The sequence below is a fragment of the Burkholderia sp. AU15512 genome, from assembly GCF_002223325.1.
GTDB lineage: Bacteria > Pseudomonadota > Gammaproteobacteria > Burkholderiales > Burkholderiaceae > Burkholderia.
In genome coordinates this window covers 170,928-183,709 of the sequence record NZ_NKEX01000003.1, presented here as the reverse complement: position 1 = coordinate 183,709, position 12,782 = coordinate 170,928, and the positions used below count along the sequence as shown (strand labels likewise).

11 protein-coding genes are annotated in these 12,782 nt (G+C 69.2%); 7 read left to right on the top strand and 4 right to left on the bottom strand.

Translation table 11 applies throughout. The features are described 5' to 3' along the window. Positions 1-6 precede the first annotated feature (6 nt). Positions 7-1,554 carry a S41 family peptidase gene (locus tag CFB43_RS03410; protein WP_179254792.1) on the top strand — a complete coding sequence of 516 codons (1,548 nt, stop codon included), beginning with the start codon at positions 7-9 and terminating at the stop codon, positions 1,552-1,554. A gap of 18 nt (positions 1,555-1,572) precedes the next feature. Here CFB43_RS03410 and CFB43_RS03405 read toward each other — a convergent pair whose 3' ends face one another. The 4 genes from CFB43_RS03405 to CFB43_RS03390 all read right to left on the bottom strand — a co-directional run bounded on the left by CFB43_RS03405 (position 1,573) and on the right by CFB43_RS03390 (position 4,812). Beyond that, on the bottom strand, positions 1,573-2,850 hold the full coding sequence (locus CFB43_RS03405; protein WP_089424530.1) for an MFS transporter: 1,278 nt from the start codon (positions 2,848-2,850) through the stop codon (positions 1,573-1,575). A 185-nt stretch (positions 2,851-3,035) separates the two neighbouring features. Next, complete coding sequence (locus CFB43_RS03400) at positions 3,036-3,617, bottom strand: YceI family protein (RefSeq protein WP_089439259.1); 582 nt, start codon at positions 3,615-3,617, stop codon at positions 3,036-3,038. A 65-nt stretch (positions 3,618-3,682) separates the two neighbouring features. Beyond that, entirely contained in the window at positions 3,683-4,243 is a 561-nt protein-coding gene (locus tag CFB43_RS03395) for a YceI family protein (RefSeq protein WP_089439258.1), read from the bottom strand. A gap of 8 nt (positions 4,244-4,251) precedes the next feature. Next, the gene (locus CFB43_RS03390; protein WP_089494117.1) at positions 4,252-4,812 is read right to left on the bottom strand and encodes a cytochrome b; all 561 of its coding nucleotides are present in this window, start codon (positions 4,810-4,812) and stop codon (positions 4,252-4,254) included. Positions 4,813-5,070: 258 nt separating this feature from the next. Here CFB43_RS03390 and CFB43_RS03385 point away from each other — a divergent pair, with 258 nt between their 5' ends. From CFB43_RS03385 to CFB43_RS03360, 6 genes are all read left to right on the top strand, one after another. Then, positions 5,071-5,736, top strand: a complete 666-nt coding sequence (locus tag CFB43_RS03385) for a paraquat-inducible protein A (protein ID WP_089494116.1) — start codon at positions 5,071-5,073, stop codon at positions 5,734-5,736. Continuing rightward, positions 5,733-6,362 (top strand): paraquat-inducible protein A, encoded by a 630-nt coding sequence (locus CFB43_RS03380; protein WP_089439255.1) that lies wholly within the window; start codon positions 5,733-5,735, stop codon positions 6,360-6,362. The genes CFB43_RS03385 and CFB43_RS03380 overlap by 4 nt, the downstream gene beginning before the upstream one ends. Continuing rightward, complete coding sequence (locus CFB43_RS03375) at positions 6,355-7,974, top strand: PqiB family protein (RefSeq protein ID WP_089455600.1); 1,620 nt, start codon at positions 6,355-6,357, stop codon at positions 7,972-7,974. Before CFB43_RS03380 ends, CFB43_RS03375 begins: the two co-directional genes overlap by 8 nt. Next, entirely contained in the window at positions 7,971-8,699 is a 729-nt protein-coding gene (locus CFB43_RS03370; protein WP_089494115.1) for a PqiC family protein, read from the top strand. Before CFB43_RS03375 ends, CFB43_RS03370 begins: the two co-directional genes overlap by 4 nt. Before the next feature lie 472 nt (positions 8,700-9,171). Then, positions 9,172-11,295, top strand: coding sequence for a site-specific recombinase (locus CFB43_RS03365; RefSeq protein WP_089494114.1), 2,124 nt, complete (start codon positions 9,172-9,174; stop codon positions 11,293-11,295). Positions 11,296-11,460: 165 nt separating this feature from the next. Next, a complete protein-coding gene (locus CFB43_RS03360; protein WP_089494113.1) occupies positions 11,461-12,762 on the top strand; it encodes a THUMP domain-containing class I SAM-dependent RNA methyltransferase in 1,302 nt (433 codons plus the stop codon). Positions 12,763-12,782 lie beyond the last annotated feature (20 nt).

The following is a 12,782-nucleotide window of genomic DNA, read 5'->3' as shown; positions in this document are numbered from 1 at the left end:
GTCCCGATGATGCCTCCCACGCGTGTCGTGCTTCGCCTTGCCGTTTGCGCCGCCGTCACGGCCGCGCTCCTGCCGTGCGCGTCATCCGTCGGTGCGCAACAGCCGGCGTCCACCCCGCTCGCTTCTGCCGCTTCTGCCGCTTCGCCCGCCGCCGCCCAGCCGCCCTCGCCCTGCCCGCCCGACTGGGAGCCGCAGATCTGCGAGCTCAAGGCAGCGGTGGAAATCCTGAAGCGGCAGCACCTGACCGACGTCGACATCGGCGCACTGCTCGACGCAACGACCCACGCGGGAATCAAGACGCTGCCGTACGCACGTTTCTTCGACGCGAAGGAGGAGCAGGAGCGGCGCGACGACGAACGGCGCGCGCGCGACGGCACGCCCGGCATCGGTATCGTGTTCGAGACGCGGCCCGACGGGCTGCACATCGTCGACGTGATTCCCGACGCGCCCGCGGAAAAGGCCGGCGTGCGCCCCGACGATCTCGTCGTCGCGATGAACGATACGAGCGTCGTCGGCATCGACCCCGCCGACCTGACCAGACTCGCCAAGGGCGATGCGGGCGTGCCGCTGAAGCTCACGGTCCAGCGTGGCCCGTCGCACGCGGTGCTCAGCTTCGCGCCCGTTCGGACGATCCTCAAGCCCCACCCGGCGACCGCGAAGCGCCTCGACGGCGACATCCTGTACACGCGGCTGTCGAGCTTCCCCGAACCGGCGATCGGCGACTACATCGACGCGGTGCAGGCCGCGCGCCGCACGGGGCCGGCGGTGAAAGGCGTGATCCTCGACCTGCGCATCAACGGCGGCGGCGCGCTCAATGCGGCGATCGGCATCACCGCGCTGTTCGCGGGCCGCGACCGCACCGCGATGGTGACGGTCGAGCGCGGCGACGCCAACCGCCGCCGCTACACGACCAACTGGCCCGATTACGCATTACCGGTCATGCACGGCCAGGATCCGCTCGCGCCGTTGCAGGCGGACGACTGGTGGCGCACCGTGCCGCTCGTCGTGCTCGTCGACGGACAGAGCGCGTCGGCCGCCGAAGCGACCGCGGCGGCGCTGAAGGATCTCGGCCGCGCGAAGCTGCTCGGCATGCCGACCTACGGGAAGGGGCTTGCGCAGACGGGCGTCGACCTGATCGACGGCACGCGCCTGAATTTCACGTACGCGCGCAACCTGCGGCCGAACGGCTGCCCGATGGACGGCTATGGCGTCGTGCCGGACTGGCTCGTGCCGCCGCGCCGCGACTCGGACGTCGACGGCGTGCTGCTGTGGTACCGGGAAGCCGATCTCGCCCGCGCGCCGTATGCGGACCGGCTGGCGCCCGATCCGTTCGCGAAGGTGCGCAAGGAACGGCAGAAGCGGCGCGAGCAGCGAGCGCTCGCGAAGATCGATACCGCGAAGAGCGCGGCGCTGCCGCAGCGCGAGTTCGGCACGGCCACCGACTGGCAGCTCGGTCAGGCGCTGGCGGCGCTCGCCGGGCGCCCGGTGCGAACCGTCGAAGCCAGGCCGCAGTTGATGCCCGCCCAACCCGTGTGCGAGCGCGCCGGCAACTGACGCGCGCCGCCCGTCCCGTTACCGGAACCCGAACCGCTTGCGCAGCACGACCAGCGCCACGAGGCTCAGCACGGCCGCGAACATCAGGTAGAAGCTCGGCGCGGTCTTCATTCCGGTCGCCTTGATCAGCCACGCGATGATGAACGGCCCGAAGCCGCCGAAGATCGTCACCGCGACGTTATACGCGAGCGACATCCCGGTCGTGCGCGTCTGCACCGGAAACACTTCGGACAGCAAACCCGGCAGCGCCGCGAAGTAGCCCGTCATCAGGAACGCGAGCAGCACCTGCAGCGCGATCAGCGTGCCGAAGCCCGGATGCGCGACCAGGTACGCGAACGCCGGATAGATCAGCACGAGGATGCCGATGGCCGGCGCAATCATCACGCGCACGCGGCCGTAGGTGTCCGACCAGTGGCCGACGAGCGGCGCGAACGCCATCTGGATCACGCCGACCACCAGGATCGCCGCGAACGCGGCCGACGGCGCGAGGCCGAGCTGCTTCACGCCGTAGGTCGGCATGAACAGCACGAGATAGGTCGCGACCGTGCCGAGCACGACCACGCCCATCGCGGCGACGAGGCGCGCCTTGTGCGACGCGAACGTGTCGCGCAGCGGGTTCGCGGTGCCTTCCGCCGCGAGGAATTCGGGGGTCTCGTCGACCTTCGTGCGGATGTAGTACGCAACCGGCCCGAGCAGCAGGCCGAAGAAGAACGGCACGCGCCAGCCCCACGACGCCATCTGCGCGGCCGTGAGCTGCGCGTTCAGCACGGTGCCGAAGCCGGCGGCGAGCAGCGTCGTGAGCCCCTGGCTCGCGACCTGCCAGCTCGCGAAGAAGCCGCGCCGGCCCGGCACGTGCTCGGCGAGGAACGCGGTCGCGCTGCCGAACTCGCCGCCGGCGGAGAAACCCTGCATCAGCCGCGCGGCGACGAGGATCACCGGCGCCGCGACGCCGATCGTCTCGTAGGTCGGCAGCACCGCGATGATCAGCGTGCCGCCCATCATCAGCAGGATCGACAGCGTGAGCGCGGCCTTGCGGCCCGCGCGGTCGGCATACGCGCCGAGCACGATCGCGCCGAGCGGGCGCATGAAGAACGACACGCCGAACGTGCCGAGCGTGAGCAGCAGCGACACGGTGTCGTTGCCGGCCGGGAAGAACAGCTTCGAGATCGTCACCGCGAAGAAGCCGTAGACGACGAGATCGAACCACTCGAGCGCATTGCCGATCGACGCGGCGACCACCGCGCGCCACACGCGCGGCGACGAGGCAATGGAACGGGACTGCGTGACGGCATGCATCGGCGATCTCCTTGTCGTTGTACGTTCTGTTCGAGGCGGCCGCTCGCGCGCCGTCGGCCTGCCCGGCGCCGGGTACGGCGCTCGGGCGATTATAGGCGCGCAAATAAAAACCGCCGCGCCCCCTGACGGGAACGCGGCGGCGGGCTCGCGACGGGCCGGCGCGAAGGCCGGCCCGAGCGGCGGGCTTACTGCTGCTTGAGCGCTTCGGCCGTGATCAGCAGCTTCGTCTTCATCTTGAAGCCGTACTGCTTGCCGTAGTCGAGGCCGAAATCGCTGCGGTCGAATTCGCCGACCGCGTCGACGCCGCACACTTCACGCTTGAGCATCGGGTGCGGCATGCACTTGAACGAGTCGATCTTCAGCGTCACCGGCTTCGTGACGCCATGCAGCGTCAGGTTGCCGACCACCGATACCGGCTTGTCGCCGTCGAACTTGATCGCGCCCTTGTAGTTCGCCTGCGGGAACTTGGCGACGTCGAAGAACTCGGCCGTCTGCAGATGCTCGTCGAGCTTCGTGCTGCCAGTGTGGATCGACGCGATGTCGGTCGTCACGTCGACCGTACCGGTCTTCGCCGCGCGGTCGAGCGTCACGGTGCCGCTCGACTTGTCGAACTTGCCGCGCCAGACCGACAGGCCGCCCATGTGGTCAGCCTCGAAGCTCGGGTACGTGTGGCTCGGGTCGAACTGGTACGTGACGCTTTCGGCGAATGCCGAGAACGACAGCGACGCTGCCAGCGCGCCTGCGGCGATGATCAGTTGCTTTTTCAAACCTTTTCTCCTTGGAACGGCGCCGCGCCCTCGCGCGGCATTCGGGTGAGGCGACAGTCCGCCGCTTACTTGGTGGCGACGAGATGGAACTTGATCTGCACTTCGTCCGCGACGACCGACGTGTCCTTCCACTCGCCGGTGCCGACGTTGAACGCCGAGCGCTTGATCGGCAGCACGCCGTCGAAGGTCTGCGTCGCGCCGCTCTGCGTGACCGTGACGGGCACCGTGACGTTCTCGGACTTGCCCTTGATCGTCAGCTTGCCGGTGACGTTGTACTTGTTGCCGCCCGCCGGCGCGATCGCCGACGACACGAACGTGGCCTGCGGATACGCCTTCGCGTCGAACCAGTCCTTGCCGGCGACCTGGTCGTTGTACATCTTGTCGCCGAGGTCATAGCTGGCGACGTCGATCGTCATCTGGGCGCTGCCCTGCGCGGCTTTCGCCGGGTCGAACTTCACCTGCGCGGAAAACTTCTTGAACGTGCCTTCGGTCGGCACGTTCATCTGCTTCGACACGGCGGACACCTTGCTCTTCGCGAGATCGACATCGGCGAGCGCCGCGCCCGACGCGACAAGTGACACCGCGGCGAACGCGGTCAGCATGGAGCGGGAGAAAGACACTTTCATGGGATCCTTCATTTGGCAAAGGGGAGCATCCGCGACAGCAGGCCGTCGCGGTCCAACAACTGGTGCTTGAGCGCCGCGACCACGTGCAGCGAAACGAGCGCAAGCAGAATGTAATTCAATGACACGTGAAGCGTCTTGAAGGTTTCCTTCAGCACCGGATCGGGGTCGATCAGCCGCGGCAGCGGCACGATGCCGAGGTAGACGACCGGGATGTTCGCCGCCGAGCTGTACAGGTAGCCCGTCACCGGTATCACGATCATCAGCAGGTACAGCAGGATGTGCACGCCGTGCGACGCCGCACGCTGCCACGCGGGCGTGCCGCCCGGCAGCGCCGGCGGCACGTGGGTCGCCCGCCACAGCACGCGGACGACGACCAGCGCGAATATCGTCACGCCCATCCACTTGTGCCACGAGAAGTACTTCAGCTTGGTCGGCGTGAAGCCGGGGATGTCGGTCATCACCCAGCCCAGCGCGAACGCGCAGACGATCAGCAGCGCGATCAGCCAGTGCAGCGCGATCGCCGTCTGCGTATAGCGTACCGGCGTGGCCGGCAGCGATTTCGATGCCATCTTGGATTCCTCAGTTCAGCGAACGGCCGCGTCGGAAATTCGTCCGACGCTTGTCAAGGGCGCCATGCTACCGCAACCTTTTGACGCGCGCGGACTCTGAAGACAGGCCCGCCAGCCGGCTGACAGCTTCCTGTCATGTTACCGATCGGTCACCGAACCCGCGATCGTCGACACGCCGAAAAAGGCCTTTTGGTAAGATTGGCGCGGGTTCCGGCCCCGTCGACGCGTCTCCCCAGCCGTCGCACCACTGCCTTTTCCATGCAACGAAACGACCTGATTGCCTGCCACGAGTGCGACGCACTGTTGCACAAACCGCGCCTGAGCGGACGTGAAATCGCGCGCTGCCCGCGCTGCGATGCGCTGCTCTATCGCAACAGCACCGCGCAGATCGAGCGGATCTGCGCGCTCGCGCTCGCGGCGCTGATCACGTTCTCGATCGCGCAGGCGTTCCCGATCCTCGAAATGGACGTGAACGGCAACCGCGTGCAGACCACGCTGATCGGCGCGATCGATTCGCTGTGGCACCAGGACATGGCGATCGTCGGCGTGATGGTGTTCTGCTCGACCGTGCTGTTCCCGCTCGTCGAGATGGCCGCGCTGCTGTACCTGCTGCTGCCGATCCGGCGCGGCGTCGTACCGCCCGGCTTCAACCTGGTGCTGCGCGCGATCGAGCTCGTGCGGCCGTGGGGCATGATCGAGGTGTTCATGCTCGGCATCCTCGTCACGATCGTGAAGATGGTGAGTCTTGCAAGAGTCGTTCCCGAGGCCGCGCTGTTCGCGTTCGCCGCGCTCACGCTGATGATCGCCGTCGTGCTGATGTTCGATCCGCGCACGCTGTGGGACATCGCCGACGACCTGCGCGCCGGCCGCTCGCCCGGACAGCCCGACGATGCCGCCCCGCTGCCGGAAGCCGCCCGCCGATGACGATCCCGACCGCCGCCCGCGAGGGCTATGCCAGCTGCCACGCATGCGGCCTCGTGCAGACGCTCGACCATCCGCACGCACACTGCGCGCGCTGCGGCAGCGCGCTGCATTTCCGCACGCCGAACAGCGTGATGCGCACGTGGGCGCTGCTGCTCGCCGCCGCGATCCTCTACATTCCCGCGAACCTGCTGCCGATCATGCGCACCGCGTCGATCGTCGGCTCGCAGGAAGACACGATCATGAGCGGCGTGATCTATTTCTGGGTCTCGGGCGACTGGCCGCTTGCCGTCGTCGTGTTCGTCGCGAGCATCCTCGTGCCGATGCTCAAGCTCGGCGTGCTGCTGATCCTCGTGATCAGCGCGCAGCGCCGCGCCGCCTGGCGGCCGCTGCAGCGCACGCGCCTGTTCCGGATCGTCGAACGCATCGGCCGCTGGTCGATGCTCGACATCTTCGTCGTGACGCTGACCGTCGCGCTCGTCCATTTTCGTTCGCTCGCCATCATCACGGCCGGCCCCGGCGCGCTCGCGTTCGGCTCCGTCGTGATCCTGACGATGCTCGCATCGATGCAGTTCGATCCCCGCCTGATCTGGGATCCAGTCGAAACCTCAGGGAATCACCATGAATAGTCCACAAGGCCCGCAGCACGACGCGCCCCGGCCGCCCGATCCGACGATCTCGACGAAAAGCGGCTGGCTGCCGTCGCTCGTCTGGCTCGTGCCGCTGATCGCCGCGCTGATCGGCATCGGCCTCGTGATCAAGTCCGTGCGCGAACGCGGCCCGGAAATCACGATCAGCTTCCACAGCGCCGAAGGGCTCGAGCCCGGCAAGACCCAGGTCAAGTACAAGGACGTCGAGATCGGCATGGTCAAGACGATCAAGCTGTCGAAGGACCTGTCGCGCGTGCTCGTCCAGGTACAGCTCAAGAAGGAAGCGGAGGATTTCGCGGTCAAGGGCTCGCGCTTCTGGATCGTGCGGCCGCGCGTCGGCGCGACCGGCGTGTCGGGGCTCGGCACGCTGCTGTCGGGTGCGTACATCGGCGTGGACGCCGGGCGCTCGGAGGATACGCTGACCGACTTCACCGGCCTCGAGTCACCGCCCGCCGTCACGGGCGACCAGAAAGGCACGCAGTACGTGCTGCGCGGCGATTCGCTCGGCTCGGTCGACATCGGCTCGCCGGTCTACTACCGCCGCGTGCAGGTCGGCCAGGTGGTCGGCTTCTCGCTCGACAAGGACGGCACCGGCGTCACGTTCAACGTGTTCGTCAATGCGCCGTACGACCAGTACGTCGGCGTGAATTCGCGCTGGTGGCAGGCAAGCGGCGTGGACCTGCGGCTCGACTCGAGCGGCCTGAAGCTGAACACGCAGTCGCTCGCGACGGTGATCCTCGGCGGCATCGCGTTCCAGACGCCGCCGAACCAGGGCTCCGGCGCGACGGCGCCGAACAACACGACGTTCCGCCTCGCGTCCGACGAGGGCGACGCGATGCGCGACCCGGACGGCCAGCCGCTGCAGGTCGTGATGAACTTCAACCAGTCGCTGCGCGGGCTCGCGGTCGGCGCGACGGTCGACTTCCGCGGCATCGTGCTCGGCGAAGTGACGAACATCGGCATCGACTTCGATCCGAAGACGAAGAATTTCCTGATGCCGGTGACGATCAACGTGTATCCGGAACGCCTCGGCCGCCGCTTCCGCGAAACGATCGAGAGCAAGGGCGAACCGGCCCGCCGCGAGATCGTCGAGCGGCTCGTCCAGCATGGGCTGCGCGGCCAGCTGCGCACCGGCAACCTGCTGACGAGTCAGCTGTACGTCGCGCTCGACTTCTTCCCGAAGGCGCCGGCCGTGAAGATCGACACGACGCGCCAACCGCTCGAGCTGCCGACCGTGCCGAACACGCTCGACGAGCTGCAGCTGCAGGTCGCCGACATCGCGAAGAAGCTCGACAAGGTGCCGTTCGACCAGATCGGCGCGAACCTGAACAGCGCGCTGTCGAACGCCGACAAGCTGTTCAAGCAGCTCGACACGCAGGTCGCGCCGGAAGCGCGCGACACGCTGTCGGCCGCGAAGCAGACCTTCTCGACCGCCGAAGCGACGCTGCAGCAGGATTCGCCGCTGCAGTCCGACGTGCGCGGCGCGCTGAAGGAGCTCACGCGCACGCTGCAATCGCTGAACGCGCTCGCCGACTATCTGGAGCGCCACCCCGAATCGCTGCTCAAGGGCAAGCCAGGAGATAAACAATGACGACCACACGCGTGAACGGTTTCGCGAGCGGCGCAGCGGCGGCTGTCGCCGCCCTCGCGCTCGCCGCGTGCAGCTCGCCGCCCGCGCGGTTCTACACGCTCAGCCCGGCCGATGCCGCGGCGCCGCTGCGCACCGCGCCGGCCAACCCGGCGTTCCTGATCGAGGTGCCGGCCGTGGGCGTGCCCGAGCAGGTCGCGAAGAACCAGCTGGTCGTGCAGAAGAACGCCGCGCAGGTCGACGTGCTCGAGCAGGAACGCTGGGCGTCGCCGCCCGCCGACGAGATCCGCCGCGCGCTGTCGGACGATCTCGCCGCGCAGCTCGGCACGATCGACGTCGCGAATTCCGCGACTCCGCCCGGCGTTCCCGTGTACCGGATCAGCGTGAACGTGCAGCGCTTCGAGTCGTGGCCCGGCAAACGCGCGGCGGTCGACGCCGTGTGGAGCGTGCGCTCGCTCGCCACGCAGGCCGTGATGACCTGCCGCACGAGCGTCGCGCAACCGGTCGCCGACGGCTACGACGCGCTCGTCGCCGGCCACCGGCGCGCGCTCGACGTGATCGCCACGCAAGCCGCGGCCGGCGTGCGCGCGATGGCCGCGCGCCGCGGCACGGCGACTGCCGCGGCGCCCGCTGCCGGCAGCAAGACGGCCGCCGCGCCGGTCGTGCCGTGCCCGGCCAACCCGACCTCCGGCGGCGACGCCGGCGCGACGGGCAAGTCCGGCGCGTAAGCAGGCGGCGCGCAGGCGAGCGCTGAATGGCGTCTCGCCTGCGCGGTTTCGAGCGGCGGGATCGGGATCTTCGACGCGGCGCTGGCCGCCGTCGGCGTTGCGGCGCCGCCCGCCTCCCGTCACGCTCATCGGCCAAACGGCCAATTTGCACTGTTTGTCAAAGTCGGCCGGAACCGGCGCCATGCCACACGGTCGGCTTGCGTTTTCCGGCCCGATTGACGATCCTACGCACTTTCCGGCTCGCGCCGTTCGTCGTGCGCGCCAGCCAGCGGCGCCGGGCCGCGTTCGGCCCGACCGCCGTGCCTCCCGGCGCCTGCACGCGATCGGCGTGCACCGCAGCGGGGCAGCCGCATCGCGGGTCGCCGCGCCTCGTCCGGCAACCGGCCCCGTCTCACCCGTTCTCCCCGGCGCCGCGCCGTTTCCCCGGCCGGCAATCCGAACCCGCCCGCCGAGGGCTTTCGTTATTCCGTTTATGCTTCGTTCCCTGACGACCCTGATCAAGAAGTGGCGCGCGTCGCGCAATGCCGGTCACCAGCTCGATGCGCTGCTCGCGCACGCCGACGCCGATGCGTCGTACGCCGAGCGCAGCGAATGGTTGATCGAGCTCGCGCACTGGCTGCGCCGCACCGGCACGATGCAGGCCGCGCAGGACGCGCCGGCCGATCGCGACGCCGATGCGCGCGCGTATCCGGCCCATGCGCGGCTGCGCTACCTGTTCCACGTACTCGATCGCAATCCCGCGTGGAAAACCCACGCCGCGCGCATCCTGCGCGGCATCCTGCGCGAGTGCGACGGCATCTCGCTCCTGTGCGACGCCGGCATGCCCGTGCACTCGGGCTTCTTCGGCGCGCTGTTCGAGCGGATCGACTCGTCGCTGATCCCGCCCGCGCCGAACCGCCGCGAGCTGTCCGCGCTGTTCACGCTGATGTTCCCGACGCCGGAAGACGCGCAATGGATCGACGCGCTGCCCGACGATCTCCTCACGCGCCTCGCCGAGCTGATCTCGTTCGACGTCACCGACGAAGAGCGCCACGAGCCGGGCTCGTTCTCGCGCGACCTGCTGGCCGCGCTGCACAACCTGACCTGCCAGATCAGCTCGACCGGCCTGTCGCAGACGGTGCGCAGCCGGCTCTCCGACGACGATGCGCGCAAGCCGCTCGAAACGCAGCCGTTCTACCGCCTCACGCGCGCGATGCTCGCGGTCGAGACCGCGCACGCGGCCGTCGAGGACGGCGGCGACCCGAGCAAATTGCTGCACGAGGTGAACTACCTGCGCGTGCTGCTCGACGAATGCCGGATCGCCGTCGACGACGTGTTCTCGCACCTTTACCGCAACGGCGTATCGGTCGACATCGTGTTCCAGGTCGAACGGATGCGCATGCGCATCGTGCGCGCCGAGATGCTGCTGAACGCGTGGATGGCGCGCGACGACCTGCACGGCATGGCGCACCTGACGGCCGAGCTCGTCGACGCGAACCACAACAGCCAGAGCGTGTCGCACCTCGTGCGCAGCAACTTCTCGCTGTTCGCGCGCAAGCTCGTCGAGACCAACGCGGACACCGGCGAGCACTACATCTCGCGCGGCCGCGCCGAGTACCTGAAGATGCTGCGGATGGCCGCGGGCGGCGGGCTCGTCACGGTCGTGACCGTGTGCGTGAAGTTCGCGATCACGGGCGCGCACCTGCAGTCGATGCTCGAAGGGCTGCTCGCGGGCGTCAACTACGCGGCCAGCTTCATGCTGATGCACTTCCTGCACTTCACGCTCGCGACCAAGCAGCCCGCGATGACCGCGCCGACCCTCGCGCGCGAGCTCGACGACACCGGCCACGAGGAAGGCGTGAAGGCGTTCGTCGCGTCGGTGATCGCACTGATCCGCACGCAGGCCGCCGCGATTTCCGGCAACGTACTCGTCGTGCTGCCCGTGTGCCTGCTGGTGCAGCTGTTCGCGAGCAACGTGATGCACGCGAACCTGATCTCGCCGGAGAAGGCGCACACGACCCTCCACTCGTTCTCGCTGCTCGGCCCGACGCCGCTCTACGCGGCGCTGACCGGCGTGCTGCTGTGGGCGTCGAGCCTGCTCGCGGGCTGGGCCGACAACTGGTTCGTGCTGCACCGGGTCGGCGACGCGCTCACGTACAACCGCCGGCTGCGCCTCACGCTCGGTCAGGCCGGTGCCGCGAAGCTCGCGCACTTCTGCCGGTCGAACGTGGCCGGCGTGGTCGCGAACGTCGGGCTCGGCCTGATGCTCGGCCTCGTTCCGGCGATCGTCACCGTGTTCATGTTCCCGTTCGAGGTGCGCCACGTGACGCTGTCGGCCGGCTCGATCGGCATCGCGCTCGGCGTGCTGGGCAAGGATGCGCTCGGCACGCCCGAGCTGTGGTGGGCCGGCGCCGGCGTGCTCAGCATGGCGATCCTGAACGTGCTCGTGAGCTTCGCGCTGGCGTTCACGATGGCCGTGCGCTCGCGCAGCCTGCGCCGGACCAAGGTGCGCGCGCTCGTCGGCGCGATCGTCCGCACCGTGCTGTCGAATCCGCTCGCGCTGTTCTGGCCGGGCAGCGGCCCAGCCGCGCGCGCCGGCCAGCCGGGCTCGCACTGAGCCTGCGGCGGCATGGCGGTGCCCGTCCGGGCGCCGCCGCGCGGCCTGCCGGCCCGCCTGCACGGCGCCCCGGCCCGCGCCGCGGCACCGAAAGGCGACGCAACGGCGGCCCCGGCCGCCCGCGCCGCGTACAATAGTGGACTTTTGCACGTCCTCACCCGCCTTATGTCCTCGCCCACCCTGTACGAATTCTTCGCCCCCTGCCCGCGCGGCCTCGAAGCGGCGCTTGCCGCCGAGCTGGCCGAAATCGCCGGCCGCCACCTGAACGGCGCGCCGTTCACCGCGGGCGCGCAGGTGCCGGGCGGCGTCCACTTCAGCGGCGGCTGGGCCGCCGGCATGGCCGCGAACCTCCATTCGCGGATCGCGAGCCGGGTCCTGCTGAAGATCGCGCACCGCGCGTACCGCAACGAGCAGGACGTCTACGCGCTCGCGCTCGAGCAGCCGTGGGAGCGCTGGTTCGCGGCGACGCAGACGCTGCGCGTCGACATCACCGCGATCAAGTCCCCGCTGAAGAGCCTCGAATTCGCGACGTTGCGCGTGAAGGACGCGATCTGCGACCGGATGCGCGACAAGACCGGCGCGCGCCCGAGCATCGACACCGGTGCGCCGGACGTGCGCGTGTTCGCCTTCCTGACGGCGGGCGAGTGCACGCTGTATCTCGATACGTCGGGCGAGCCGCTGTTCAAGCGCGGCTGGCGTCTCGACAAGGGCGCGGCGCCGCTGCGCGAGAACCTCGCGGCCGGCATCCTGCGCCTGACGGGCTGGACGCCCGGCACGGCGCTGTACGACCCGATGTGCGGCAGCGGCACGTTCCTCGCGGAAGCCGCGCAGATCGCACTCGACGTGGCGCCGGGCGTCGAGCGCCGGTTCGGCTTCGAGAAGCTCAAGCAGTACGACATCACCGCATGGCAGGGGCTGAAGGTCCCGGCGCTGGACGCGAAGCGCGCGGCGCGCGGCAAACGCGGCGAAGCGCTCGGCGTGTACGGCAGCGACATCTCCGGCGACATGCTCGAGAAGGCGCGCGCGAACCTCGAGCGTGCGGGCGTGCCGTCGGTATGGCTCAAGCAGGTCGACGCGCGCGGGATGACGCCGCCGTGCGACGGCCCGGGCATCATCCTCGCGAACCCGCCGTACGGCGAGCGGATCGAGGTGCGCGGCCGCAGCGCGCGCGGCGAGGTGCGCGAGACGGGCCGCAACCGCGGCAACGACGACGCCTTCCGCCGCACCCACACCGACGCCCCCGACAGCGAGTTCTTCAACGCGCTCGGCGATGCGCTGAAGCAGCGCTTCACGGGCTGGCAGGCGTTCCTGCTGACGTCCGACCGTTCGCTGCCGGGCCAGCTGCGGCTGCGCGAATCGGCGAAGACGCCGCTGTTCAACGGCGCGCTCGAATGCCGGCTGTTCCGCTTCGACCTGATCGCCGGCAGCGTGAAGGCGCGCCCGGCCACGCCGGAAGGCGACGCGTAACCTGCATCATGACCGCCAAG

Bases quoted from the DNA above. Each gene is read 5' to 3' on its own strand.
- CFB43_RS03375 (WP_089455600.1), top strand. From the start codon at position 6,355: ATGAATAGTCCACAAGGCCCGCAGCACGACGCGCCCCGGCCGCCCGAT.
- CFB43_RS03365 (WP_089494114.1), top strand. From the start codon at position 9,172: ATGCTTCGTTCCCTGACGACCCTGATCAAGAAGTGGCGCGCGTCGCGC.
- CFB43_RS03390 (WP_089494117.1), bottom strand. From the start codon at position 4,812: ATGGCATCGAAATCGCTGCCGGCCACGCCGGTACGCTATACGCAGACG.
- CFB43_RS03370 (WP_089494115.1), top strand. From the start codon at position 7,971: ATGACGACCACACGCGTGAACGGTTTCGCGAGCGGCGCAGCGGCGGCT.
- CFB43_RS03360 (WP_089494113.1), top strand. From the start codon at position 11,461: ATGTCCTCGCCCACCCTGTACGAATTCTTCGCCCCCTGCCCGCGCGGC.
- CFB43_RS03395 (WP_089439258.1), bottom strand. From the start codon at position 4,243: ATGAAAGTGTCTTTCTCCCGCTCCATGCTGACCGCGTTCGCCGCGGTG.
- CFB43_RS03410 (WP_179254792.1), top strand. From the start codon at position 7: ATGATGCCTCCCACGCGTGTCGTGCTTCGCCTTGCCGTTTGCGCCGCC.
- CFB43_RS03380 (WP_089439255.1), top strand. From the start codon at position 5,733: ATGACGATCCCGACCGCCGCCCGCGAGGGCTATGCCAGCTGCCACGCA.
- CFB43_RS03405 (WP_089424530.1), bottom strand. From the start codon at position 2,850: ATGCATGCCGTCACGCAGTCCCGTTCCATTGCCTCGTCGCCGCGCGTG.
- CFB43_RS03385 (WP_089494116.1), top strand. From the start codon at position 5,071: ATGCAACGAAACGACCTGATTGCCTGCCACGAGTGCGACGCACTGTTG.